Genomic DNA, 24216 nt, shown 5'->3' with positions numbered 1-24216 from the left:
CATGAGTGACGAACTCGAAGCCGCCGTGACGCAGTTTTTGAACGACTACAAACGAGCGATGTCGGAGTACGAGAAGGGCTACGCCGACGCCGACGCGACGCTCTCGATTATCGACTCGCACGTGGACGAGTTACGCGACGCGCGAGAGTGACGAGCGTCGAGGGACCCGTTTTCGACAGTAGCCGACAAACATGTACGTGAATAGACTAGTTTGCTCCACCCATGTGTGGGAAGAACTATCCCGGATGCCGACGCCCGATAGAGTATGACGCACTTCTCCGACCGAGTGGAGCAGATTTCCATCAGCGGCATTCGCAAAGTGTTCGAGGCGGCGGACGAAGACGCCATCAACCTCGGATTGGGACAACCCGACTTTCCGGCACCCAACCACGCCAGACGGGCGGCTATCGAGGCCATCGAATCGGGGAAGGCCGACAGTTACACGGAGAACAAGGGTCTGTTGAGCCTCCGCGAAGCGATTGCCGACAAACACCGCCGCGACCAAGGCGTTGACCTCAACCCCGACGACGTTATCGCCACGGCCGGCGGGAGCGAGGCCCTCCACATCGCCATCGAGGCACATGTAAACGAAGGCGACGAGGTCATCATCCCCGACCCGGGCTTCGTCTCCTACGACGCGCTGACGAAACTCGCGGGCGGGACGCCGGTTCCCGTGCCGCTCCGCGAGGACCTGACGCTCGACCCCGCCGACGTCGAAGATGCCATCACCGACGACACCGCGGCGTTCGTCGTGAACAGCCCCGGCAACCCGACGGGTGCTGTCTCGCCGCCGGAGGACATCGCGGAGTTCGCCCGCATCGCCGACGAACACGACGTGTTGTGCATCTCCGACGAGGTGTACGAGTACACCGTCTTCGAGGGCGAACACCGCTCACCCATCGAGTTCGCCGACACCGACAACGTCGTCGTCGTCAACTCCGCGTCGAAGCTCTTTTCGATGACTGGCTGGCGACTCGGCTGGGTCTACGGCTCGTCGCGTCGCATCGAGCGCATGATTCGCGTTCACCAGTACGTGCAGGCGTGTGCGTCCGCTCCCGCGCAGTTCGCCGCCGAAGCGGCGCTGACCGGCCCGCAAGACCGCATCGACGAGATGACGGAGACGTTCCGCAAACGCCGCGACCTCGTCGTCGATGGACTCGAAGACATCGGGTTGCACGTTCCGTCGCCGAAAGGCGCGTTCTACGCCATGCCGGAAGTTCCGGAAGGCTTCACACAGGAGTGTATCGACCGCGGCGTCATCATCGTCCCCGGCGAAGCCTTCGGCGAGAACGGACGTGGCTACGCTCGTCTGTCCTACGCGACGGACACCGAATCGCTCCGAGATGCAATCGAAATCATGCGTGACGCGTACGACGCGGTCGTCTGACACGAAAGACCGACCGCGATTCGCTGTCTGAACTACGATAGTAGTGTACATTCTATACGTCTGATTCCTCGCGTTCGAAGTGGAAACTCTTAACTTAGAAACTCCGAGACAGGACATTCGTCATGTCCGAAGCGACATACGGGATTATCAGTCTGCTTCCGGCGCTTTTCGCCATTATAATGACATTGGCGAGCAGGCAGGTACTCCTGTCACTTTTCACAGGTATCTGGATAGGTGCGACCATTCTGGTGGGATGGAACCCTATCGGTGGGGCGGCATACTCCCTTCAGTTGGTCATCAACAGCGTGACCGAACCATTCAACAGCAAACTCCTCTTGTTTACCTTCCTCTCGGGTGCGATGCTCGGGATGATATTCCTCTCGGGTGGGATGAACGCGCTCGCACAGCGCATCATCGCCCGGATTAAGACCCGAAAACAGGCGGAGATTGGCACGGGTATCCTCGGGATGCTCATCTTCGTTGACTCCTACGCGAGCACGATGATTACCGGGTCGGTGATGCGGCCGATTACCGACAAATTCGACATCAGCCGCGAGAAGCTCGCCTACCTGCTGGATTCGACGACTTCGCCGGTCGTGAGCGTCGCCGTCGTCTCGACGTGGGTCGGTTTCGAAGTCGGTCTCATCAGAGACCACCTCAGTTCGATTTCCAGCGTCGATAAGAGCGCGTTCGTGGTGTTCCTACAGAGCATCCCGTTCCGCTTTTACAGTCTGCTCGCAGTCACGCTCGTGTTCATCCTCATCGTGATGGAGTGGGACTTCGGCCCGATGAAGCAGGCAGAAGACCGCGCGAGAAACGAAGGGAAGGTCCTCGGAGACGACGCCGACCCGCTTATCGAGACGCGCGAAGAAGACATAGAGACGCCCGACCACGTCGATGCGCGCTGGTGGTACTTCGCCGCACCTATCGTCGCGCTCGTGGCCGTCACCGGCTTTGGTCTGCTCTACTCCGGCGGTTGGCCGTCGAAGGTCCCCGTCGAAGCGCTGAAGGGTGCGGCCACCGCAGACGCGATTCTCTGGGGCGTCTTCTCGGCGTGTGCAATCCTTCTCGCCATCCTCGTGGGCCACGCCCGCGTCGAACTCGAAGCGGTGAGCGACTCCATCTTCGAGGGCTTCAAGATGGTTATCTTCCCCATCGCCGTCCTCTCGCTGGCGTGGACTATCGGCTCTGTCAGCGAAGCACTCGGCGTCGGTGAATACGTCGTCAGCATCTCGCAGGGAATCATCACGGCACCCATGCTCCCCGCAGTCGTGTTCATCACTGCGGCCATCATCTCGTTCGCCATCGGAACGTCGTGGGGGACGATGAGCATCATGTTCCCCGTCACGATGCCGCTGGCGGTCCAACTTGGCGCGCCGCTTGCGGGTGCGACCGGGGCAATCCTCACCGGGTCGCTGTTCGGCGACCACTGTTCGCCCATCAGCGACACGACAGTCATGTCGTCGATGTTCGCCGGTGCGGACCACGTTGACCACGTGAACACGCAGATTCCGTACGCGCTTCTCTGCGGGACGGTTGCGACGGGTCTGTTCCTCGCAAGCGGGTACGGCGTCTCTTCGCTCACGCTCTTCGGATACACGGTCGGCCCGTTCGTGTTGCTCGCCGTCGGCGTCGTCACGCTCTTCGTCGCCGCGTACATCCTCTCCGAACACGCTGACGTGGGGGCGCCCGCAGTGTTCGGTTCCTCCTCGGACTAACGCGAATCGCCCGCTGTTCTCGATTTTTACGTCGCGTCCGACGATTCCGGAGCCGAAAAGAGTTGAATCGTCGCTTCGCCGACCCCACCCCGTGAGAGAAGCGTCACGACATCGTCCGGTTCGATTCCGGTTTCGCCTCGCGGGGTGAGCACGTCGTCGTCGCGTTCGATAGAGACGACGAGAACATCGTCGTCGAGTAGTTCGTCGTCGCCGATTTCGCCGAGCGTCCTGCCGACGATTGGCGCGTCGCCGGCGACGACGAGTTCGACGACTTCTGACCCACCGGCGAGGCTAACGACGTCTGCCAGCGCGCCGAATCCGGGGCGTTCGTTCGGGCCGAAGGGGCTGTACGGCTCGTACGACTCGCGGCGAACGAGATTTTCGTCTTCGATGTCGAGGCCGAGATTCGAGAGTTCACGGCCGATTCGCGTCACGTCGTTCATGTCTTTGCCGACCGCGAGGACGTGGAGATTTCCCCGGCCGGAGAGGAGTTCGCGGACGTTGACGACGCCGGAGATTTCTCTGACGAGCGTCGAAAGGCGTTCGCGCTCGGGGACCGGCGCGGTACAGACGAAGAGGTTCGTAAATCGGTGGCCAGTTCGCTCGAAGTCGATGTTGGCGTGGTACCCCTCGATGACGCCGTGGTCTTCGAGTTGACGGATACGATTGCGAATCGTCCCCGGAGAGACGCTCACCTCGTCGGCAATCATCGGAGCTGAAGTCCCCCGCGCGTCGTCCATCAACGCGTGAATGATCACCCTGTCAATCTCGTCGAGACGGTAGTCCATAGTCGCCTCTCGCGGCCGGAGCCAAACAGGTTTCCCGTTCGTCGCTCGGGAGAAAATAGGGCGCAAGGTCGGACGAGGCGGAGAGTGTGTGGGTATGAGCGGGACCAGAGAGCAGAATAGAACGAGGAGGGTGGAGAGAGCGGGATAGAGACCGACGCTACCGAGCCACGAATCCGGCAACCAGTACCGTCGCGTAGGCGAGAAGGAGGAGTCCGCCGAAGAGACCCGCGGCGGTGAGACTCATGTTCGGATAGACCATGGAAAACAGCGCAGTCGAGGCGGCGTCGATGAGCATTCCCGGAACGACGAGCAGTATCGCGGCCTCGAGCCTCGCACCGCCGGAGAGACCGCGCCATCGGAAGACGCCAACCGCGAGCACCCACATCACGGGGACCACCAGCGCGAACACGCCCGCGACGACGAGCGGCCGCGTCGGGTCCAAAATGAGTTGCCCGACGATTCGAAAGACGAGTCCGGCCACGAGTGCGACCGCGAGTCCGACACCGAGGAGGGACCGCGTTTCAGACATCGAAAGCCGGGTTGGCGCGGCGACCTGCGAACCAGTTTCCATACGTCTCGTACGCGAACCAGCCGTATCAGCGTTCCCGCGGACCCCGGACAAAAGCGCCGTCAACCCAGTGAGACCCGTAGCCCGTCTCCGTCGGTTTCGAACGCCGTGCCGAACGATGCAGAGCGCGCTCGCATCGTCTCGCGTGACCACGAGGCGACCGACGGAAATGCGCGGTGGACGGCGAAATCGGCGATTTCGGTCGGAACGAGCCGAAGTTCGAGAAGCCGACCGTCAGTATCGACCTCGAAGACGAACAGAAAGCTCCGGTCGTTTCGGAGACCGTCGTGGACGACGTAATCGTCAACGAAGTCTCCGGTGTCGTAGAGAATCACAGCACCGTTGTACACCTCGACACCCTGAAAGACGTGTGCACTGTGGCCGTGGAGGATATCCACGCCGGCATCGACCAGCCAGTGTGCGAACCGTCGGAACGACGGCGGCGGATACTCGCGCATGTTCGGTCCCCAGTGTAACGACGCGACGAGCAGGTCCGGGTCGTCCTCACCGGCGCGTTCGAGTGCGCGCCCGACGCGTTCGAGACACGCTTCGTCGTCCGGGTCGATACCGACGTAGGCCGTGCCAGGCGATTCGGTGTCGGCATCGACGGCGAACTCCGGCATGTTGTCCGTGAACGCGACGAGCGCGACGTCCAGTCCGCCGACGACGACGCGGGCAGGGTCCCACGCTTCGGTCTCGGTACGGCCCGCGCCCGAAAACGGAATCGCCGCCGAATCAAGCGCCGAAACCGTATCTTCCAGTGCGACGTCGCCATAGTCGAGGACGTGGTTGTTCGCCAGCGTCACCCACGACACGTCTGCGTCCCGGAGGGCCGGAATCGCCCACGCCGGGTCAGCGCGAAAGTGAAACGGGTGGTACGTGCGGTCCCACTTGCGCCCTCGTGTCGAAAGACAGCATTCGAGGTTGACGAAAAGACCGTCGAGGCCGACGAGTTGCTCCCGCATCGACCCCCACACCGCGTCCGGCGGTCGCCGTTGCTGTGTTTCGTTCACGAGTCGGCCGAACATCACGTCGCCAGCGAATCCGATGCGGACCGAGTCGGCTACGCGGCTCATAGCTTACAGATGGTCCCCGAGAGCGTCAACCCTTGGCAGGAATACTGAAACGATAGTTCGGAGAGTCAGCCAACCGCGCGAGATTCCCTGAGTGGTGGTTTCGGGTGAAAAGAGCCAACGAAGTCGCTGGGCCGTAGCCACCGATTCTGTATAGCGAAATAAGATTTATTTGCCGTAGTTCGAACACGCATCTGTCCTTCTAAAAGGGACACAAACCAGAGAAAAGACAGATATTCGACTCTTATTTCGCCGTGGAGACGATTTTGATGACGTCGCCTTCGCTCAGTTCGTGGTCTTCAGCGATACGGCGTTTCGACCGGGCGTCAACGGCGTGGAGATAGCCGTCGCCGATGTCAGAGTGGACCGCGTACGCGAGGTCACGGGGTGTCGCTCCTCGCGGGAGCAAGAACGCGTCGGGGAGCACGGTTCCGGTTCCGTCGGTCCACTTCGATTCGTTTTGGACCGGGTAGACCGTGATGCGGTCGAGTACGTCGTAGACGGCGGTGTCGATAGCCGCTTGAGTGCCGGTCCCGCCGTGTTCGGCTATCAGGTCACGGATTTGGTCGAGTCCGTTTCGTTGTGCCTCGCTCACGTCACCGCGGATATCGAAATCGTCATCGCCGGGATGGTAGTCGATGATGCCCGCCTCGCGCGCCCGACGGAGAGCGAGTTCGCCGTCCGCCGTCGCGGCGATAACCGGTTTGCCCGTCTCGCCGAGTCGTTCGAGGTTCTCCGGTGGGGCGATATCGATCTTGTTGGCGACGAGGACGATCGGTTTCGTCCGCTGGCGTATCGCACGGGCGAGGGTGATTCGGTCTTCGTCGGTCCACTCGCGGGGGTTCGGCGAGTAGTCGAGGTCCCGGAGGACGGCGGCGATGTCGTACTCGCTCGCGCCGACCCCAGTCAGCAGGTCCGAGAGCGCGTCATCCATGTCGAACTCCGGCGAGCGCGACTTTCGGACGACCGATTCCCAGTTTCGGTGGACGATACCGGCCAACCACTGTTCGAGTTCTTCCTCGATGAAATCTACCTCTTCGACGGGGTCGAACGTACCGACTTCGACGGGTTCGCCCTCGGCGTTGGTGCCGCCGGAAGCATCGACGACGTTGACGATGGCGTCGGCGTTCGTGAGTTCGTCGAGGAACTGGTTCCCGAGACCACGACCTTCGTGTGCGCCGGGGACGAGTCCAGCCACGTCAACGAGTTCGACCGGGACGTACCGAATTCCGTCTTCACAGTTGCCACAGCGCTCGTCGCGGTCGAGACACGGACAGTGGGTTCTCGCGTGCGTGACACCGCGGTTCGCGTCGATAGTCGTAAAGGGGTAGTTGGCCACATCGACCTCCGCGAGCGTCGAAGCGGTGTAGAACGTCGATTTGCCGGCGTTCGGTTTTCCGGCTAGCGCGAGCGAAAGCATGCGTGGACGAACGTCGCCGACGGGGAAAAACGCTCGCCGTGGCGACCGAAACTGCGGGACGACACGCCGGGAAAGGGGGCACTGCCCGACCCGGGACCGCGGAAGGAGACACTGCCCAGACCCCGGACCGCGGAAGGAGACACTGCCCAGACCCCGGACCGCGGACCGCGGAAGGCAACCCGGCGTCGTGGGCGAAAAGCGTTCGGTTAGCTCGATAGTCGCCTGAGCACGGTGCGACCGACGGCGAAGACGCCGCCACCGAGAACCGCGAGCAGACCGCCGAAGACGACGATATACGGCAGGGCGTACGCGAGCGCGACGACGGCCGCACGGAGGGCGACGAAAACACCGCTAACCGACGCGAGGAACGCCTGTAACACCGGAACGTCGTACCACTGCGACGGTCCCGGCGGCCGCTCTGAGAGCGAGATACGAACGGTCGAGAGGGCGACACGGTCCTCTAACGACTGTTTTTGTGCTTCGAGTCGTTCGATTTCGGTTTGGACGTCCGTGAGACGCCGTTCGACGGCGAGGACGTCCTCGGTGGTGTTTGCCGACTCGTAGAGGTCGCGGAGGCGGTCGCGCTGTGCGCGGAGATTGCTCAATCGCGCTTCGAGGTCAACCAGTTGGTCGGTCACGTCCTCGGAACTCGTCTCGACTCGTTCGACCTCGCCGAGTCGCTTCGCGTCGTTCACGAACGCCGAAAAGTTGTCCGACGGAATCCGAACGACGAGTTGCCCCGAGCGGTAGGTCCCGCCGCCCCGACGATTGACGCGCTCGCTCGAATCGCTGACGTAGCCGCCGTACGACTCGGCGGTCGCCTCGACCGCATCTCGTGAGCTATTGAACTCGTCAACGGTCAAGTCGAGTTGTCCGTTCTTGATGATTGCTCGCTGTTGTACCTGCGGCAAATTGTCGCCCTCAGCGCTCTCGGCTTCGACGCCGTCGGGCGCATCGGTGGTGAGACTCACCTGACCCGTCCCGGAATCTGGACTTCCAGCACTTCCGGCACCCCCGGTACACCCTGCGAGGAGAACGAGAGCGGCGACGGAGAGAAGTTTCAATCGACTGTCCATGTGCCGGACTCGACACGAAACTCAATAATCGTTGGGTAGACACAAACAGTGACTGACGTTATCTTGCGGGCGGTGAATCGACGGCGAGAGCCGAACTGGGGGTGGTTATTCGGCTTCGCGGGGAAGGTTGTCCCGGTGGATTCGCATCTCACCGCGGGCGCGCATGGTCCCATCGACGTGGGCACCGGCTTCGAGAACGAGGTCGTTACAGGAGACGTCGCCGAGGACGCGAGCGCCCTCGTGAAGCCGAACTTCACCGTTTCGGGTGGTGACGTCGCCGTGGATTCGGGTGCCGCTCCCGACGACGATGTCGTCGCGGGCGCGAAGGCTCCCGAAGACGTTGTTGTCGGCGTCGAGGTCGATGGATTTCGCGCGGATATTCCCGTGAATCCGGCACTCTGAACCGACGTGTGCCGGCGTCGAGACGCGCCACGCGTCGTCGGAGACGGTCGCGTTTCGCGGGATGACGAGCGGGTCTTCGGGCGTCTCACCGGACAGCGTCTCTGCGAGTTCGTCCGCCGCCTCGTCCTCGCCGAGTCGGAGGAGTTGCGAGAGAACGATAAAGTAAAACACGAGCGTCGGAACCGGGTTTCGGATGACGATCCAGCCGTTCGCTTCGAAGCCCTCTTCGATATCCACGTCGTCGCCGATGTCGAGGTCGCCAGAGACCATGAGTCGGCCGGCGATGTGGACGCGCTCGCCGAGATAGGCGTCTTCGCCCACGAGGACGTTCCCGGCAACGTCGTCCAAGAGGTCGAGTCGGCAGTCGCCTTCCGCCTCGATGTCGCCGCCGAAGGTGACGCGTTCGCCCGCGAGGACGTTTCGACCGCGGACGCCGAACTCGACGGTGCTTTGACCACCGACGACGACGTCCCCGGCGGTCACGAGGTCGTGTTCTTCGACCGTCGTCCCGTCGGGTATTTCGAGTGCTTCGAGGGGGTCCGAACCCAGTGACACGCTCCGAACCAACACCCGGGCCATAATAAACGGTCCGCAAGACGAACGTCTGACAGAACTGCCGTCGTGGGATACCGACGACGGCGTGTTTTTAACTCCCCGCGAGGAACAACGACAAGTATGACGATTCTCTCTTTCGACGAAGACGGCGTAGACGTGGTCTACGAAGGGACGGAGTTCCGTCTCGAAAAGGAACTCATCGAGGAGGCTGTCGGTAAATCCTACCCCGACGTGACAGATCACGAAGTGCTGAAAATCGTCGAGAAGAACCCCTCGCTCGGCGGCGAACCGCGCCGCGTCCGCGACATCCTCAATTCGGCGTAGCTCCCGCGGGTCGCGTCGTCTCCCTCTCCGTAGAAAACTGACTCACGATTTTTCACCGCTCGACAGTGCGCTCACCGAGGTGCGCCCACGGGACGCCCCAGTCGAAATAGCCACTGAGACACCTCACGTCGAAGTGGCCGAGACATCCGCACTGACGCTGTCGCCGTCCGACTGTCCGCCGCCAGCCAGCACGAACCCGAGCACGAATATCGGGATGCCGGGGAAGAACACTCCGAGAAGTCCGAGAGAGGTCCCGTCGAGCACGCCTGCGAAGAAGGCACCCAACAGCACGGCGACGAATCCGCCGAGTGCGACCGTCCAGTTGCGGTTTCGCGCCGCGACGCCGACGACCGCGAGACCGGTCGCCACAGGCACGACCGGGAGGTCGGCACTGCCCGGAAACGAGACCATCGAATCGAGAAGCGTCACGACCACGTCGATGGCGAGCGCGACGCCGGGTATCGACAGCGAGGCGGCAATAGAAAGCGGTCTGAACGTACCAATTCTGAGTGCGGCGACGCCGACGCCGAGGGCAGTCATCGAGAGCAACAACGCCGACAGTTGGACGATAGGCGACAGGAATCCCATATTCTCGTCGGCGACCTGAGTCACACGGTACGTTTCGCCGTCGACGCGGACGTATCTCGACAGCGATTCGAGAGCCGTGGCAACGTCGTCTCGGTCGTCTCGATACGTCATCGTTGACCCGTCTCGCACGCCGGTTCGGACCACGTCGGCCGCGGCAGGCGGGAGGGTTTCGAGGTCCGTTACCGTCGAGTCGGGTTCCGGTTCGGCGGGGTCGAACATGAGCGCGATGCCGTGTTGACCGAGGCGAGAGTCGTACGCCCAGCCGTAGGCACCGACGGTGCCGAGAGAACCCAGTACGAAGACGAACGCGAGGAGGAGGCGAGTGCGAGCGGACACGGTAGCCCACAGGTGACGGCATGAGCATAAGTCTCTTGTCACATGGTCGCAGTCGAAGGAGGAACGAGAGAGCGACCAGACGTCTACCGCCCGTAGATTTCCGTGCCGGGGTTGAAATCCGCCCACGCGAACCAGAACATCGGCGACCGGTCGTTCGCCCGTGTCAGCGTCGTCCCGTCGTGTGGGCCGTCGAGAGCGCGTCCAGTGAGAAGGTCCCAGCGCGACCCGGCCGCGAGGAGGGCGTTGCCATCGCGCTCGAACGCGACGGCAGTTCCGTGGATGCGGCGGACGTAGGCGACGAGCGTGCCGTCGGACGAGGCGGTGACGACGACCGGAAGACCGCCGACGGTGTCGTTGACGACACCTGCCTCGTTCACCGTGTCGAGTGGATACGCCCGCGCGACGCCACCCGCGGCGATACCGAGGACGGAGGTTTTCGGGTGAAGTCGGTCGTCAACCTCGTCGTTGAACCCGATACCGATAGTACTCGACTGCTGGTAGTCTCGGTAGGGGTTCACGCCGTAGTTTCTGGTCTGTCGGCCGCGAATCGTGCCCGAGACCGGCGGCGGAACGAGCACTTCGGTCTCGGGGTGAGAGGCCTTCCACTCGCCCCACGTCGAGATGGTCGAGGGGAGAAGCGAGAGCGTGTCGCCGGTCCGGTCGCCGCGAATCGCGGTTGCGAGCACCTGACTCCACAGCGACTCGGTTCGGTCGTCGTACATCACGAGGTCCGACATCCAGAGGTATCCCGAGACGCCGAAGTAGGTCGGTTCGCCCGCGACGAGTCTGTCGGCGACGACGGCGCTCCCGCAGAGCGGGCAGTACGTCACGACAACGGGGCGGTCTCCGAACGAGTCGTTGACGATTTCGTGCCAGTTCAGGATGGCGAGCGGGTAGGCCCGGGCGATGCCGTCGAGTTCGACGCCGACGACCTCGAACGAGTCGTCGAGCGCGACGTCTACCTCGTCGAATCTGGCCCACTCGTCGGCGAACACAGGCGACGTGAGAGCCGGAATGGCGTCTTTCGGTGCGCCGCGGCGGAGTTCGTCCTTGGGAATTGGGAGGTCGAACGAGCCGACACGGGTCGCAGTTGTGGTAGTCGCTGTGTCGGTGGCTGTGGTCGCGTCGGCCGTCGTCGTGCCGGTCGCATCGGGACCGTCGTCGCCCGCAATCGGCGAGTCACCTTCGAGACAGCCGCCTAGTGCAGACGTGACGCCGAGCGCGACGAGGAATCGGCGGCGGTTCATACTCGGTATTCGTCCGACCGACGCATGAACGACGTGCGGTATGGTGACGTTGCGCACGACCGAGATTTGGGACAAAAACGAGCCGGAGCCAATTCGAGACGGTCGCGTGCAGGGCTTCAGGCCTACGGTTCGAGTGTCTGGCTGGGCGTCTCTGGCCGCGTCTCAGCGTCGGATGCGCTCTTCGAGACAGACTTTGACGATGGACTTTGCGATGGCCGCGCCGCCGGCGAAGGGGTCGAGTTTGGTCTCACCGGCGCGCTCGCGGTACGGAATCGGAACTTCAGCAATCTTGTAGCCACGCATCGCAGGACGGAGAAGCAGTTCGGCGGACAGGCCCGTGTTTTCCGTCCAGTCGATGTCGTGGAGCAGTTCACGGCGGTACGCTCGCATGCCGGTCGTCGTGTCGTGGACCGGCGCGCCCATCAGGAAGCTTGCGAGGCGGGCGAACGCGACGTTGCCGAAGCGATTGAGTCGAGGCATCGTCTCCGCTCCCGTGGTGATTCGGTCGCCGGAGACGACGTCGTACCCGTCGTTGATGAGGTCGAGGAATTTCGGAAGAAACTCCATCGGGTAGGTGTCGTCGCAGTCGGTGGTGACGACGACGGGACGGTCCGGCGCGAGAACGGCCGCTTCGACCGCGACGCCGTATCCCTGTGGCTCCTGTTCGACGACGCGTGCGCCCATCTTGCGGGCGATTTCTGGCGTCCGGTCGTCGGAGCCATCGACGCAGACGACTTCCGCTCTGCCGTCGGTAATGCGGTCGATGTCGGCGAGAACCGAACCGATAGCCTGCTCTTCGTTGTACGTCCCCATGACGACTGCGAGGTCGTCGAAGGTGTACTCACTCATTGCGCGGGCTTGTAGACCGCTTGCCTTGAGTTTTTAGGTTTGCCAAAACCGTGGCAAACAACCGAGACGTTGGCCGGAGATTACCCGAGTCCACGCGTGTCAGGTTGGTCTTCGAGTTGCTTCGTGTGGTCGATGAGTAAGTCCATGAGACGCGTCGCCGACGCCTCGACCTCTTCGAGACCGTCGTCGGACTGCCCGCTGACGCGGACGGACAGTTCGTAGAGTTCGAGTTCGACGTGTGGGACCGTCTCGTCACCGTAGCCATTTTCGTCCGCCCTTCCGCCATCGGCCGCCTGTTGGTTGGTTTCGTCGGTACTTCCTCCGACGGGAGAGTCGTCGGCATCCTCACCCGTTGAGGCGTCCACTTCGCCGTCGAGCGTCGAGTCGGCCTCGGTCTCGTCGTCGGTCATGTGCGGCGCCTCGCTTCCGGGGATGAAAAAGGCGGGTGGTTCCGCGACGACCCTCCGGTCGTGAGAGTTCGGAACGTTCGTTTCAGGCGAGTTCTGCATCCAGTCCGTCCCACGCGCGGTCGTGCAGTCGGCCGGTGACGGTCTCCATGAGGCGTTCGAGATTGACCGTGTCCTCGCGGTTGTACGAGACGAGCGTATCGAGCGCCGAGTCGTCCCCCTGTTCGTACTCGCGCCAGAGTCGGACTGCGTCACGTCCCGAAATATCCGGGCGGTCGCGTTCGATACCGATGTCCGTCTCGATCTGTTTCAGGCCACCGGTCAGGTCCAGCGTCCGGCACGGATACATGAGGTCAACGTGCGGTACGTCGATAGAGAGGTCGAACGAAGTTTCGAGGAACGGAACGTCGAAGCGAGCGCCGTTGAACGTCGCAATGAGTTTCGCGTCCGCGAACTGTTCGCGGAGGGCGTCAGCGGTCAAATCCTCGCCGCGGACGAGTGTCTCGGTCTCGCCGTCTTGGTGGAACGAGACGGTCGTCACCGAGTTTTGTTCCGGCGACAGGCCGGTCGTCTCGATGTCGAAAAAGCAGGTTTCGTCGCGGAAGTTCTCGTAGAGTCGCCAGCGCTCGCCGGAGGGGAACGAAGCGTCGAAAAAGTGCGAGTTGCCGTCGTCGAGGTGCTCGGCGGCGTCGGCGATGTAAGATTCGATTCGGTCGGCCGTCTTCGCGCCGACGAGTGAGGGATCGAACTCGTCCCAGTGTGTGACCCCCGATTGCCAGAGATTTCGCTCCGTCCGCTCGCCCACACCACGGACGGGGATGAAACTGTTCTCGATTCGCATGTACGACAGGGAGGTATCCGCGACCCTAAATGCGTCGTCGTCGGGATAGTCGAGCGGTCGGCGGCCTGCCGCGGTCGTTTTATCGACGCGAATCCAATTCGATGACATGTGTGGCCGCTACACGCTGTTTACGTCGCGGGAAGAACTCCGAGAGCGGTTCGATGCGGTTCCGACGCGGCAGTTGGACGCGCGATACAACTGCGCGCCCGGACAGGAACTACCGGTCGTGACGAACGAGGCACCCGACGAATTTCGCTTCCAGAAGTGGGGGCTCGTTCCCTCGTGGGCCGAAAGCGCGAGCGTCGGTAACGACCGTATCAACGCCCGTGCCGAGACCGTCCGAGAAAAGCGGAGTTTCGCCGACGCCTACGAGTCTCGCCGGTGTCTCGTCCCTTCCGACGGCTTCTACGAGTGGGTCGAACGAGACGGGGCGAAACAGCCCTACCGCGTCGCATTCGAAGACGACCGACCGTTTGCGATGGCCGGCCTGTGGGAACGCTGGACACCGAAGACGAAGCAAACCGGACTCGGGGACTTCGGGAGCGGCGGTCCCTCCCGTGAGCAAGAACCGCTTGAGACGTTCACCGTCGTCACGACCGAGCCGAACGACCTCATCTCGGAACTCCATCATCGGATGGCCGTCATCCTCGCGCCCGACGACGAGGAAACGTGGCTCCACGGCGACCCCGACGAAGCGGCATCGCTCCTCGATACGTATCCCGACGACGAGTTGACCGCCTATCCGGTCTCGACGCGGGTGAACAGCCCCGCCAACGATGCCCCCGGGTTGATAGAGCCAGTCGAAGTGTAACCGCATCGAACTGCACGAACGCCGACCCGATTTGGGTATAGCGAGATAGAATATACGAGTCTGCGCTGAGACGTCTCGTATCCGGCGTACAAACGTGTTCACGAGAACGACGGCAGAATCGTGGATACAATCGTTCTGATTGGCTTCGGCGTGTGCGGCGGCGTCTCGACGCGACTGACCAAGTACCCACACTTGAGAGGGAGTGATAGGCCGCCAGCCAATGCGACAGCAAACCGAGAGACGCCGAGGGTAACGGCCCGGTACGACATGGTCGGGCAGTCGAAGAGTCTTGAACTCGGTGTGTTTGCGTCGCTCTTAGCCACCGTAGTATGGACAGGAGACGTTCGGAGAGGAGAAAACCACGCCCTGAGAGAAACGCCACACGCGGTTGCTGAGCGGTTCTCAGTGTAATCGAGGTGACAACGACTGTCGAGCGAAGAACCGCTTGAGACTGTTCTCTGAGTACGGGGCTTCTCAGGAAGAGACCGTCGCTGTAGCACAAACGATACGATGCGGACTTGTACGCAGTCCGAACGACGAACGATAGTGAATCGCCGTGTGAGGCGGGAGAAACGAGTCCAACATCGAGACTATAGTCGATTGGTAAATAGATATTAATTTACTAGCAAAATATTTGTATAAACAGCTATTTTTCTGGATGGGTTATTCGTGTCTAAATACACAGGAGACGACTCAAAACACCGTACTCGGTGGAGAAAAATACAATCCACATTGGTATGAATATTTTATGGCATTAATTCATCACCAAAAGTGAGAAATAAATTATGCACTGAGACGGCCACCAGAGGATAAATATAATATTTCAGAGCAGAGTTTGTTGTAAAAATGAATCCGCTGGATGGGTATCTTCGACCGAACACTCCGGGAGTAAAGACGACTAAGACAGCCATCCAGATATTGAGGGCGGTTCCAAAGTTGTGAAGTGTCCGAACGATTTCTGTCGTTTTCGCTAAGACAGGATTCTGTTCACTCCATAGATACGCTCAAAACACCCGAAACCGACGATTTCAGCGGCCAAATACATATCCTAATTTCTGCTAGTAGATTGGCGAAATTAGGGTTGCACTAATTAGGATAAGTACCATTTCGCACCGAAAATACGCCTGCACTGATTCAGATAACTTCACTTATTCTGGACTGTGCCAGTAGATTGAATATCTCCCCCCGAGTCACACCGACCATGAGCGACGAGGACGACCGGGCGACGGTTCAAACCTATCTGCCGGCACACCAGAAGGCCATTTGGAAGGAACACGCCGACCGGCTCGGCATGAGCCAGAGTGAATTTGTCAGGACGATGGTACAGGCAGGACGAAGCGATTTCGAGGTCCCGACGAAGGGGAATGAGGCGGGCATTTCCCCCGGGGTAGAGAGGGTGAAAGCAGGTCTCCAGACAGAGAATTCTAATCAACCAATTGTGGGCGAAAATAATAGTCGTCTCGAAGGCCGCATCGTCGAGGTGTTGGAAACCGACTCACACCACTCGTGGGACGACCTCGTTTCGGCGCTGACCGACGACATCGAAGACCGCCTCGAATCGACGCTCCAGGAACTCCAATCCGACGGTCGAGTCGTGTACAGTGGCCGCCATGGTGGCTACACGCTCGCGGGGGACGATGGCCGCTGAGCGACCGGCCGAGGTCACCGACCCGGTGGGCTATTTTCTCCAAGATATGACCTACCACGGGAAGTCCGACCGGACCCGCGACGCCTACGAGCGTGTCCTTCGAGAGTTCGAGTCGTTTCTCGGCGACCCCTCCCGCAACCCGGCCGGGACGGCGCGGTCGGTTGACGAAGCGACGCACCGCGACTGCATGGCGTGGATACACACGCTCAGAAACCGTTCGGTCGCACCGAGCACGGTCGCAACGTACGCCTCCTACCTCCACCGGTTCTACGCCTACATGGCCCAAGTCGGCGCGTTCGACTCCAATCCGATGGGTCTCGTCATGGAGGAGATGGACGAACGAATCGACACCAACCCGGCCCGACGAGAGCTTTCAGTTCCGCAGATGCGGGCGTTCGTCCGCCAGATTCACCACCCGCTGGAGCACGCACTGGTGGTGACGCTCCTCAAGACGGGGATGCGTGTCGGCGAACTGTGCAACCTCGACCTCCGAGACCTCTCGCTCGAAGCGGAGACACCGCTCGCAGATGTATCGACCCGCGCCGCTCTCGACGGTCGCGGACCGTCGATATACGTCTCCGCCGACCCGAGCGCCGGACGCGTCGAAAACGGCGAGCGGCGAACCGCGTCGAACAAGCGAAAACGCTCGACGGTGATTCCGGTTGACGACGAATTAGAGGCTGTGCTCCTGCGGTGGCTTGCGATTCGACCAGATACTACCGCTCCCGCAAAGCCCCTTTTCGTCGGTACTGCATCGGGATGGGGAGACCGCTTGGAGACTGATGCGGTCCACCACGTCGTCACCTCGCACGCTGCCGACGTTGGATGGTACCGAACGGGCGGCGACCGAGAAGAGAACGTCACGCCCCACTACTTCCGGCACTTCTTCACGACGCACCTCCGCGACCGGACCGGAGACCGAGGTATCGTCAAATACCTCCGGGGCGACGTCGCAGGCGACATCATCGACACGTACACCCACAATTGGGGGGATAGAGTCCGCGAAACGTACGAATCGAACATTTATTCACTCACGTAAGTCGGGGATAGCGCGTTCGAGACAAAACATATATATGATATCTCGCTATATCCAATGTCGAACCCCGACGCCACTGGACAGGTCGTCTCGACGACCGTGTCTCTCGCTGGAGCGACAAGCGAACGACCTCCAGAAGGTTCGTATCGACGACATTCTCAGGCCGTCACGGTCGGTTTCGACGTCGAATCGAAAACCACACTCTTTTTGTTTTAGGCCAGCCTAAAACAGGCAATGGCCGCCAGTACCCAGCCACACTCGGAGACAAGGTCAGACGAAGATTCGACGGATACACCCGAAATATCGGTCTGTGAAAGCTCGCCCGGCAAATCAGTGTTCCTCGAAGCGGGGAACACCGAAGGGTGGATTTCGAGTGACACGACTACCGACGTGATTCGATGAGCGACCCTACGACACCAGAATCAGAGACGCTGTCCGACGAAGAAACAGAGCGGACGATTATTCGAAACGGGCGGAAATTCGAAGAGGAGTACCGTCTCGACGCCAGCGGCGCCGGAGAGTTCCTGATTACGCTCGGTGAGCAACTCCGCGACGGCGACGAACTGACAATCACGACCGACGAGTGGGAACTCCCGTTCGCGTTCGGCGAACCCGTCGAACTCGAAATCGACTTCGACGGCGTCGGTGACCCGGAGCTCGAAATCGAACTAGAACTCCCGGGACGAACCGAACAAGAGCCGCCCAAAGTGGAGTAGAAGACGAGAGTAAGTAGGTGGGAGACACGAGAACGCAGTTTCAGTGCGTTGCGGATTCTTCGACGAGCGTGTCGTCTTCGAGGTAGTGGTCGATAATGTGTGTGTGCTCTTCGACGTCTTCGAGTTGCTCCCGGAGCATTTCGCTGGTCGCGTAGTCGCCGAGACCCTCGGCGAGCCCGATGTGTTCCCGGTAGCTCTCGATGATGTCACCGTACATTTCGAGGTCGTTCGAGAGTGACGTCCGGATGTCGTAGACGTCTTCGTCTTCAGCTTCAACCGTTGCGGCGTCCGAAAGCGCGGACATGCTAGCGTGCGGAACACCGCCGAGTGCCTGCACGCGCTCGGCGATCTCGTCTGCGGCTTCTTCGACTTCTTCGTACGCCTCCTGGAGGAAGCGATGAATTTCGAGGTGTTCGGCACCTTCGACGTTCCAGTGGTGTTTGTGGAGTTGGTGGTACAAGACGTAGGCGTCCGCGAGGTCCGTGTTGAGCGCCTCGATTACTTGTTTGGCCTTCTCCGCTTCGAGTCGGAGAGGGTTCTCACCGACTGTATTCGCTTTTCGACGAACGGTCTCTTGGGAGCTCATTGCACCCGTGGGGTTTGTCACGAGAGGACATAAAACTACACAGTAAATAATTAAGATTCAGTGAGAGACGAGTGTCCGTCGGGGCAGTATAGGTCGGGCGCATCAGAAAAGTGCGGGGCCGGAATTTCGGAGGTTACCCTCTCTTAGAACGCCTCACGGAAGATGTCTTGTTGCCACGTGCCAGCACTGTCGGTGAACACGTCCCACTCGCTCCGTTTGACCGTCAGATACGAATCGAACAACTGCTCGCCGAGCGCCGAGCGAAGCACGTCGTTTTGTTCCAACGCGTCGAGCGCCTCGCCGAGTGTGGTCGGGAGTCGCTCGATGCCGCGTTGGTCTAACAGTTCATCACGACAGTTACCGGGGTCTTCGTCGAGCGGCAGTCCCGGGTCGGTTTCGTTCTGCACGCCGTCCCATCCCGCGGCCAAGAGACCGAGTAGCGACAGATACGGATTCGCCGTGTTGTCCGCGGGGCGGAACTCGATTCGCGTCGCACTCTCGCGTTTGTCCGCCGGGAGTTCTGGAACGCGGATAGCCGCTTCGCGGTTTCCAATTCCCCAACAGCAGAACGCCGCCGCACCCGACTGCGGTTGGAGTCGTGCATACGAGTTCACGGTCGGCGACGTGAGCGCGAGCAACGCCGGGAGGTGGTCGAGGACACCGCCGACGAAGTGACGTCCCATCGGACTCAACGCCCTGTCCGCGTCAGTCGGGGCGAACAGGTTGCTGTCGTTCCACAGCGAGAGGTTGATGTGACAGCCGTTCGTCGCTGTCTCGAACGGGAACGGGAGAAACGTCGTCTCGAAGCCGTGGGACTCGGCGATGGCGGCGACGGTCTCCCGGAGGAACACGTAGTCATCGACGGCAGTGAGTCCCTCGCGGTGTTTCGTGACGAGTTCGTGTTGGCCAGCGGCGTACTCCGGACAGTGCTTCGTGACCGTGATCTGTTGGGATTCGAGTGCATCGATGGTCTCTAAGACGATTTCGTTGAACTCGCGCATACTGGCCGTCGCGTAGAGACCGCGGGTGCCGTGCGGTTCGTCGTCCGCGCCACCCTCGTCGCCCGGGGTGTAGAAATGAAACTCGCTTTCCAGAGCGGTCGAGGGAACGACGCCCTCGTCCGCGAGCGTCGAGATGAATCCGGAGAGTGCAGACCGAGGGTCGGCCGCCCACGGCGTCTGGTCGTCGGTTTCGTACAGCGAACAACAGACGGCCGCGACGCTGTCTTCGTGGTCGAGCACGCGAAACGTCGAACGATCTGGAACCAGTCGAACCTCGCCGACTGCGTCGAAGTCGGCGTCTTTCACGCGCATGCCGAGCGCGTTGAACGACTGGATCAACGTGGGCAGTTGGATGCCGGATTCGAGCGCATCTTCGAGGTGCGCCCGCTTTACCGAATGACCATGAATGTGCCCGTCATTGCCGACGTACAGCAGTCTGACGAGTTCGACACCGGCATCCTCACACTGCGCACGGATTGATTGGGGTTCCATGCTCAGTTTACGCCATCGGTGACGATTTCCGCGACGCGGTCGCGGTCAAAGAGCTGTTCGTCAGCCGGGATGTCCGGGTACGGCTCGCCGTTGACGTATCCGGGCCACTCGCCGAACTGCTCGGGGTAGAGTTGCTTGGCAGTCATCTCGAGCTGGAAGAGGTTGAGAAGCGGACCGTGTCTGCGCGCCCCCTGCGTGAACACGCGGTCTTCCTTGACTGCGGTCAGCTCTTTTGCGACCTCGTGGTTCTCTAAGTCCGCACGGATGTCGTCGATGTTGAAGTAGTCCGTCATCGGACCCAACACGAGAAGCACGTCCGGGTCGGCTTCCAGCAGAATCTCGTAGTCGAGTTTGATGTTGCCGCCGTCCTCGCCGTAGCCCTCTCCGATTGCGGACGCCAGCGCGTCTGTCGTCTTCATCGGCCGGGTGTGCGCGGAGTAGTAGCCCGGGTGGTTCATCTTGTAGCCCCACATGTTGTCGTCGTCGGAGCTCGAAAACAGCACCATCGCCGCGGTCGGGCGCTTGCTCTCTGGTGGGAGGTTCGATTCGATATTCGAGACTAACGAGTCGTGAATGCTCGAAAGCGCCTCGTAGCGTTCTTCTTCTTGGAACACCTGCGCGACCTTTCCGAAGATTTCCCAGAGCGTGTAGTACTCGTACGAATCGACCCACTCCGCGGGAGGCTTCTGGTGGGTGTCACTGAACGTGTTTCCGAACCACGGAGCCACGTTTTGCTCGATTTCTTCGATGTCGCTCATGTCCCAGCCTTCCGCCGAATCGACCTTCGCGGGGTCGGCGAGGTGGATGTCGCTGTCGAGTTCGTAGAGTTTCTCCTTCGTCGGTGGCCACGAGGAGTAGATACCCTCCCAATCGACGGTGACGCCGTCGAGATGGTGGATAAAGTTGTTCCACAGCGATTGGTGGTACGAGGGTCCGTGCATGGCGTTTATCGCGTCGCCGTATCCGAGCGCGAGCGCCATGCCAGCGTGCTGGCCGAGAATCGTAAACACCGTCTCGGGGACTTCGTCGAACTCGACGTCGCCCATCGGGGCCATCGAGACCGTGTACGAACTACTGTCGTCTTCGGACTCCGTCGCCGTCGCCGTCGCCGTTTCGGTCTGCGACGTCGATTCGGAAACCGTCGTCGTCGAATCAGATGCGGCATCGCCGGTACAGCCGGCGAGGAGGCCACCACCGAGGAGTGCACTACCGTACTTCATGTAATCTCTGCGCGTCGGTGAGCCGCGACCGCTGGAATCTCGTGCCATATTTTTAGGCCAGCCTAAAACATTATATGGCTTTCGAAGTTTAGGACAGCCAAAATCAATTTCAGCCCGGGCGACCGTATAATTATCGATTAAAATACAGGTCTAACGTAGGATAAAACACGCGAACTGATAGTATCTGTGACTAGCACATGGCCAATTTGGTGGCTCATGTTACCGACCACGGCCTACGACAGGTCGGAATTTGGGGACGAGACGTCGGCTCCGGAAGTCTACCGAAAGTAGTTGTGAGGGAGTCATGTTTTTTAGGTTGGCCTAAAAACACACGTGACGAAGAACTAATGAGCGACACACCGACTGTCAAAGCCCGCTGTGAGAAGCAGAATATCGACCTCGTCAGACTCCTTTATGTCACCCCGAGCGGAGTGATGCAGGCCACCACCGTCGACGTGTCGGAAGTCGATGCGGCAATCGAAAACGGAGTCACGCTCTCGGAGGTCATCCAGGTCTACGACGCGTTCGCGTGCCGAAACAGGGACAGCCGATTCGACGCCGTCGGCGAAGTACACCTCTATCCGGACCCCGAGACGTTTCGGCCTCTTCCCTACGCGGAACGGGCCGGCGCGATGCTCTGTACGATTCGAACCCTCGACGGCGAACCGTGGGCTGTTGACAGTCGCTCGTCGCTCCAGTCGGTCGAAGACGACCTGCGGGCGAAAGGACTCGCCCCGCACGTCGCATTCGAAAGTGAGTTCAGTCTCTTTAGCCGGGACGAAGACGGTGAAATCACCCGCGGCGACGAGGCGGGCGCGTACCGAACTGAGTCGATTCGCGGGACGCACGACACAATCCTGCACATCGTAGACGCGCTCAAAGCGCAGGGAATCGACGTGAAGAAATATCATCCCGAGTTCTCACCCGGAAAACACGAAATCGTCACCGGACACCACACTGGACTCGAAGCGGCCGACGAACACCTACTGCTCCGTGAAACGGTCAAGAGCGTGGCCGAACGAGACGGCTATCAAGCGACGTTTCTCCCGAAACCGTTCGACGACGGGACAAACGGCTGTCACATCAACGTCTCGCTGTGGAACGGAGAAAACCAGTTTTTCGACCCGAGCCACGACGATATAAGCGAAACCGCGCGGCAGTTCATCGCGGGCGTGCTCGACCACGCGCCGTCCGTCCTCGCGCTCACGGCACCGACGGTAAACTCGTACAGTCGCTTACAGCCGCGTCACGGCGCGGCGGGCTACATCTGTTGGGGCTGGCTCAACCGGGAGGCGCTAATTCGAGTCCCTGCACCGGCACAGGGACGGGAAGCCGATTCGACCAGAATCGAATTCCGCGGAGGCGACAACACGGTGAATCCGTATCTCGGCCTTATCGGGCTTCTTGCCGCCGGAAACGACGGTATCGAACGCGAACTCGAACCGCCGGAGCCGGTTTCGGTTGACCCGTGTGACCTCACGGACGCTCAGCGAACCGCGAAGGGAATCGAACGACTCCCGCAGACGCTCGGCGAGGCGCTCGACGCGCTGGAGCAAAACGAGGTACTGCGTTCGGCGCTCGGTCCGGACCTCTTCGACGCGTACGTGGAGGTCAAACGAAACCACTGGAAGTTGTTCACCGAAAGCGCCGGATCGTGGCAACGCGAACGGCTACGGAATCTCTACTAGTCACTCCCCACTGCGTCCGTCGATTCTCGGGTTGCGTCACCGAGCGTGGCAAGGGCGTTGTCCCGCCACGACCCCAGCCTGAACCACGCGACTGCGAGCACCGCCCCAACGACGTTCGAGACGGCGATAGAAATCCAGACCCCACTCGGACCGACGGCTTGTGCGCCGAACCACGAAAGCGGGAGTCGGATGACTGCCCGTGTCGTCAACACGATAGCGGCCGCAACAGTGGTCATTCCGATACCGCGGAAACCGCCGACGAACGTCCGTAACACGCCGATAAAGCCGAACGTCGGGACGACCCAGTGGAGAAACGAGACGCCGAATCTGATAGTCGCCGGTTCGTCCGTGAAGAGACTCACAATCGGCCGCGCGGTGAGCCACGTGAGGACGGCGATGGCCGTGAGGCTCCCGAACGCAATCGCCGCGGCGCGGTAGTTAGTCGTCACGGCGCGGTCGAGTTTCCCCGCTCCGATATTCTGGCCAGTCATCGTTTCGACACCCCTCGAAATGCCGACCGTAGCGAAGCCGATCGTCGAGATGACGCGGATGCCGATACCGTATCCGGCGACGGCCGCTGTCGAGAAGGTGCCGACGATGACGAGAAGCAAGTTAATCGAGATGCCTCGGCCCATCTGCTCGACAGACGTTGGGAGACCGGTTCGGGCGAGTTTGCGACCCCAAGAGAAGTCCGGCCAGAAGTGGCGCGCCTCGACGTCGAGACCCCGCGAGGAGGCGAACAAAAGATAGAATCCGACGAGCGCCGCGAGGGTTCGGGCCGTGAACGTTGCAATCGCGGCACCGCGAATACCGAGTTCGGGGACGAATCGCCAGCCGTAGATGAGAATCGGGTCGAGAAGCGCGTTGAGTGTAATCGACCCGAGCATAACCGGAAGTGGTGTGATGGTGTCTCCGGACCCGCGCATCAAAGAGAGGAACGCGACGAACCCGACGGTCGAGGGGAGACCGAGCGACATTATCTGTAGATACGAGGTTGCAAAGCGGTGGACGTCGGACGTAATGTCGTACAGTGCGAGCACGTCATCGACGAAGAAGAAGCCGAGCACGCCGACGACAGTCCCCGAAAGCAGTCCGTACGTGACAGTTTGTGCCGCCGCGTGGGCGGCCCGTTCGTGGGCTTCGCCGCCGGTCGCTTGAGCGACGTGGATACTGCCCGCGACGGGGAGTCCAAAACTCACAGAGAGGAGAAGGTACGCGAGCGGATACGCGAGTGTAATCGCCGCCAGCGACGCGGTGCTGTACTGGCCGAGCCAAAACGTATCGACGAGCGTGTAGACCGTTTGGATGACGTTCGTAATGATAACCGGCAGTGCGAGTATCCCGAGTGGCCGGGCAATCGACCCCGAAGTCAAATCGAGGTCGTCCTGCCGGGTGAAAAGACGCACGAGCGCAGTACGGATTCCCATTCCTGAGTCGCT

The 24216-nt window shown here is 61.0% G+C and carries 24 protein-coding genes; 9 read left to right on the top strand and 15 right to left on the bottom strand.

From position 1 onward, the window contains the following. Position 1: 1 nt before the first annotated feature. The 3 genes from C440_RS17600 (at position 2) to C440_RS00650 (ending at position 3105) form a co-directional block, all read left to right on the top strand. On the top strand, positions 2-151 hold the full coding sequence (locus C440_RS17600) for a hypothetical protein (protein ID WP_008317261.1): 150 nt from the start codon (positions 2-4) through the stop codon (positions 149-151). A 114-nt stretch (positions 152-265) separates the two neighbouring features. After that, complete coding sequence (locus C440_RS00655) at positions 266-1387, top strand: pyridoxal phosphate-dependent aminotransferase (RefSeq protein WP_008317259.1); 1122 nt, start codon at positions 266-268, stop codon at positions 1385-1387. A 122-nt stretch (positions 1388-1509) separates the two neighbouring features. Then, positions 1510-3105 carry a Na+/H+ antiporter NhaC family protein gene (locus C440_RS00650; RefSeq protein ID WP_049915089.1) on the top strand — a complete coding sequence of 532 codons (1596 nt, stop codon included), beginning with the start codon at positions 1510-1512 and terminating at the stop codon, positions 3103-3105. Between the two features lie 26 nt (positions 3106-3131). On the opposite strand, the gene C440_RS00645 is transcribed toward C440_RS00650, so the two are convergent. The 6 genes from C440_RS00645 to C440_RS00620 form a co-directional block, all read right to left on the bottom strand. Further along, positions 3132-3893: an Lrp/AsnC family transcriptional regulator gene (locus C440_RS00645; RefSeq protein ID WP_008317255.1), complete on the bottom strand. Its 762-nt coding sequence runs from the start codon at positions 3891-3893 to the stop codon at positions 3132-3134. Positions 3894-4050: 157 nt separating this feature from the next. After that, on the bottom strand, positions 4051-4464 hold the full coding sequence (locus C440_RS00640; protein WP_008317254.1) for a DUF5367 family protein: 414 nt from the start codon (positions 4462-4464) through the stop codon (positions 4051-4053). A 59-nt stretch (positions 4465-4523) separates the two neighbouring features. Beyond that, positions 4524-5537 carry a CapA family protein gene (locus C440_RS00635; RefSeq protein WP_008317252.1) on the bottom strand — a complete coding sequence of 338 codons (1014 nt, stop codon included), beginning with the start codon at positions 5535-5537 and terminating at the stop codon, positions 4524-4526. A gap of 241 nt (positions 5538-5778) precedes the next feature. Continuing rightward, on the bottom strand, positions 5779-6954 hold the full coding sequence (locus tag C440_RS00630; protein WP_008317250.1) for a redox-regulated ATPase YchF: 1176 nt from the start codon (positions 6952-6954) through the stop codon (positions 5779-5781). A 206-nt stretch (positions 6955-7160) separates the two neighbouring features. Continuing rightward, positions 7161-8030: a DUF4349 domain-containing protein gene (locus tag C440_RS00625; protein ID WP_008317249.1), complete on the bottom strand. Its 870-nt coding sequence runs from the start codon at positions 8028-8030 to the stop codon at positions 7161-7163. 105 nt (positions 8031-8135) lie between these two features. Further along, complete coding sequence (locus C440_RS00620; protein ID WP_049915087.1) at positions 8136-8987, bottom strand: polymer-forming cytoskeletal protein; 852 nt, start codon at positions 8985-8987, stop codon at positions 8136-8138. Positions 8988-9107: 120 nt separating this feature from the next. On the opposite strand from C440_RS00620, the gene C440_RS00615 reads away from it, so the two are divergent. After that, positions 9108-9311 (top strand): DUF5800 family protein, encoded by a 204-nt coding sequence (locus C440_RS00615; RefSeq protein ID WP_008317247.1) that lies wholly within the window; start codon positions 9108-9110, stop codon positions 9309-9311. Positions 9312-9434: 123 nt separating this feature from the next. On the opposite strand, the gene C440_RS00610 is transcribed toward C440_RS00615, so the two are convergent. From C440_RS00610 to C440_RS00590, 5 genes are all read right to left on the bottom strand, one after another. Further along, a complete protein-coding gene (locus C440_RS00610; RefSeq protein WP_008317246.1) occupies positions 9435-10235 on the bottom strand; it encodes a hypothetical protein in 801 nt (266 codons plus the stop codon). 83 nt (positions 10236-10318) lie between these two features. Further along, a complete protein-coding gene (locus tag C440_RS00605) occupies positions 10319-11482 on the bottom strand; it encodes a DUF3179 domain-containing protein (RefSeq protein ID WP_008317245.1) in 1164 nt (387 codons plus the stop codon). 162 nt (positions 11483-11644) lie between these two features. Further along, entirely contained in the window at positions 11645-12331 is a 687-nt protein-coding gene (locus tag C440_RS00600) for a dolichyl-phosphate hexose transferase (RefSeq protein WP_008317244.1), read from the bottom strand. An 80-nt stretch (positions 12332-12411) separates the two neighbouring features. Continuing rightward, positions 12412-12741: a hypothetical protein gene (locus C440_RS00595; RefSeq protein ID WP_049915085.1), complete on the bottom strand. Its 330-nt coding sequence runs from the start codon at positions 12739-12741 to the stop codon at positions 12412-12414. An 82-nt stretch (positions 12742-12823) separates the two neighbouring features. Further along, positions 12824-13579, bottom strand: coding sequence for a ribonuclease H-like domain-containing protein (locus tag C440_RS00590; protein WP_049915120.1), 756 nt, complete (start codon positions 13577-13579; stop codon positions 12824-12826). A gap of 106 nt (positions 13580-13685) precedes the next feature. Between C440_RS00590 and C440_RS00585 the strand changes: the two genes are divergently transcribed. From C440_RS00585 to C440_RS00570, 4 genes are all read left to right on the top strand, one after another. Continuing rightward, positions 13686-14390 carry an SOS response-associated peptidase gene (locus tag C440_RS00585; RefSeq protein ID WP_008317240.1) on the top strand — a complete coding sequence of 235 codons (705 nt, stop codon included), beginning with the start codon at positions 13686-13688 and terminating at the stop codon, positions 14388-14390. A 1201-nt stretch (positions 14391-15591) separates the two neighbouring features. After that, entirely contained in the window at positions 15592-16038 is a 447-nt protein-coding gene (locus tag C440_RS00580) for a DUF5805 domain-containing protein (RefSeq protein ID WP_008317238.1), read from the top strand. Next, positions 16028-17077: a tyrosine-type recombinase/integrase gene (locus C440_RS00575; RefSeq protein WP_008317236.1), complete on the top strand. Its 1050-nt coding sequence runs from the start codon at positions 16028-16030 to the stop codon at positions 17075-17077. Before C440_RS00580 ends, C440_RS00575 begins: the two co-directional genes overlap by 11 nt. 395 nt (positions 17078-17472) lie before the next feature. Further along, positions 17473-17790, top strand: a complete 318-nt coding sequence (locus C440_RS00570; protein WP_008317232.1) for an amphi-Trp domain-containing protein — start codon at positions 17473-17475, stop codon at positions 17788-17790. A 40-nt stretch (positions 17791-17830) separates the two neighbouring features. Here the strand turns inward: C440_RS00570 and dpsA are convergent, their stop codons facing one another. The 3 genes from dpsA to C440_RS00555 all read right to left on the bottom strand — a co-directional run bounded on the left by dpsA (position 17831) and on the right by C440_RS00555 (position 21137). Next, complete coding sequence (gene dpsA / locus C440_RS00565) at positions 17831-18376, bottom strand: DNA starvation/stationary phase protection protein DpsA (RefSeq protein WP_008317231.1); 546 nt, start codon at positions 18374-18376, stop codon at positions 17831-17833. Between the two features lie 143 nt (positions 18377-18519). Continuing rightward, positions 18520-19869: a gamma-glutamylputrescine synthetase gene (gene glnA2, locus C440_RS00560; protein ID WP_008317230.1), complete on the bottom strand. Its 1350-nt coding sequence runs from the start codon at positions 19867-19869 to the stop codon at positions 18520-18522. 2 nt (positions 19870-19871) lie between these two features. Next, on the bottom strand, positions 19872-21137 hold the full coding sequence (locus C440_RS00555; RefSeq protein ID WP_345775580.1) for an ABC transporter substrate-binding protein: 1266 nt from the start codon (positions 21135-21137) through the stop codon (positions 19872-19874). Between the two features lie 299 nt (positions 21138-21436). Here C440_RS00555 and glnA2 (C440_RS00550) point away from each other — a divergent pair, with 299 nt between their 5' ends. Then, positions 21437-22777: a gamma-glutamylputrescine synthetase gene (gene glnA2 / locus C440_RS00550; protein ID WP_008317227.1), complete on the top strand. Its 1341-nt coding sequence runs from the start codon at positions 21437-21439 to the stop codon at positions 22775-22777. Here the strand turns inward: glnA2 (C440_RS00550) and C440_RS00545 are convergent. After that, the gene (locus C440_RS00545; RefSeq protein ID WP_008317226.1) at positions 22774-24204 is read right to left on the bottom strand and encodes an MATE family efflux transporter; all 1431 of its coding nucleotides are present in this window, start codon (positions 24202-24204) and stop codon (positions 22774-22776) included. The two genes, glnA2 (C440_RS00550) and C440_RS00545, sit on opposite strands and share 4 nt — an antisense overlap. Between the last annotated feature and the right edge of the window lie 12 nt (positions 24205-24216).

The organism is Haloferax mucosum ATCC BAA-1512 (assembly GCF_000337815.1).
GTDB lineage: Archaea > Halobacteriota > Halobacteria > Halobacteriales > Haloferacaceae > Haloferax > Haloferax mucosum.
The sequence above is the reverse complement of the archived record's forward strand: the minus strand, read 5'-3'. Positions and strand labels throughout refer to the sequence as shown.

What these genes read in the sequence shown, in the direction of transcription:
- C440_RS17600 (WP_008317261.1), top strand. Translation starts at nt 2, where the DNA reads ATGAGTGACGAACTCGAAGCCGCCGTGACGCAGTTTTTGAACGACTAC.
- C440_RS00655 (WP_008317259.1), top strand. Translation starts at nt 266, where the DNA reads ATGACGCACTTCTCCGACCGAGTGGAGCAGATTTCCATCAGCGGCATT.
- C440_RS00650 (WP_049915089.1), top strand. Translation starts at nt 1,510, where the DNA reads ATGTCCGAAGCGACATACGGGATTATCAGTCTGCTTCCGGCGCTTTTC.
- C440_RS00645 (WP_008317255.1), bottom strand. Translation starts at nt 3,893, where the DNA reads ATGGACTACCGTCTCGACGAGATTGACAGGGTGATCATTCACGCGTTG.
- C440_RS00640 (WP_008317254.1), bottom strand. Translation starts at nt 4,464, where the DNA reads ATGGAAACTGGTTCGCAGGTCGCCGCGCCAACCCGGCTTTCGATGTCT.
- C440_RS00635 (WP_008317252.1), bottom strand. Translation starts at nt 5,537, where the DNA reads ATGAGCCGCGTAGCCGACTCGGTCCGCATCGGATTCGCTGGCGACGTG.
- C440_RS00630 (WP_008317250.1), bottom strand. Translation starts at nt 6,954, where the DNA reads ATGCTTTCGCTCGCGCTAGCCGGAAAACCGAACGCCGGCAAATCGACG.
- C440_RS00625 (WP_008317249.1), bottom strand. Translation starts at nt 8,030, where the DNA reads ATGGACAGTCGATTGAAACTTCTCTCCGTCGCCGCTCTCGTTCTCCTC.
- C440_RS00615 (WP_008317247.1), top strand. Translation starts at nt 9,108, where the DNA reads ATGACGATTCTCTCTTTCGACGAAGACGGCGTAGACGTGGTCTACGAA.
- C440_RS00605 (WP_008317245.1), bottom strand. Translation starts at nt 11,482, where the DNA reads ATGAACCGCCGCCGATTCCTCGTCGCGCTCGGCGTCACGTCTGCACTA.
- C440_RS00600 (WP_008317244.1), bottom strand. Translation starts at nt 12,331, where the DNA reads ATGAGTGAGTACACCTTCGACGACCTCGCAGTCGTCATGGGGACGTAC.
- C440_RS00595 (WP_049915085.1), bottom strand. Translation starts at nt 12,741, where the DNA reads ATGACCGACGACGAGACCGAGGCCGACTCGACGCTCGACGGCGAAGTG.
- C440_RS00590 (WP_049915120.1), bottom strand. Translation starts at nt 13,579, where the DNA reads ATGCGAATCGAGAACAGTTTCATCCCCGTCCGTGGTGTGGGCGAGCGG.
- C440_RS00585 (WP_008317240.1), top strand. Translation starts at nt 13,686, where the DNA reads ATGTGTGGCCGCTACACGCTGTTTACGTCGCGGGAAGAACTCCGAGAG.
- C440_RS00580 (WP_008317238.1), top strand. Translation starts at nt 15,592, where the DNA reads ATGAGCGACGAGGACGACCGGGCGACGGTTCAAACCTATCTGCCGGCA.
- C440_RS00575 (WP_008317236.1), top strand. Translation starts at nt 16,028, where the DNA reads ATGGCCGCTGAGCGACCGGCCGAGGTCACCGACCCGGTGGGCTATTTT.
- C440_RS00570 (WP_008317232.1), top strand. Translation starts at nt 17,473, where the DNA reads ATGAGCGACCCTACGACACCAGAATCAGAGACGCTGTCCGACGAAGAA.
- dpsA (WP_008317231.1), bottom strand. Translation starts at nt 18,376, where the DNA reads ATGAGCTCCCAAGAGACCGTTCGTCGAAAAGCGAATACAGTCGGTGAG.
- glnA2 (WP_008317230.1), bottom strand. Translation starts at nt 19,869, where the DNA reads ATGGAACCCCAATCAATCCGTGCGCAGTGTGAGGATGCCGGTGTCGAA.
- C440_RS00555 (WP_345775580.1), bottom strand. Translation starts at nt 21,137, where the DNA reads ATGGCACGAGATTCCAGCGGTCGCGGCTCACCGACGCGCAGAGATTAC.
- glnA2 (WP_008317227.1), top strand. Translation starts at nt 21,437, where the DNA reads ATGAGCGACACACCGACTGTCAAAGCCCGCTGTGAGAAGCAGAATATC.
- C440_RS00545 (WP_008317226.1), bottom strand. Translation starts at nt 24,204, where the DNA reads ATGGGAATCCGTACTGCGCTCGTGCGTCTTTTCACCCGGCAGGACGAC.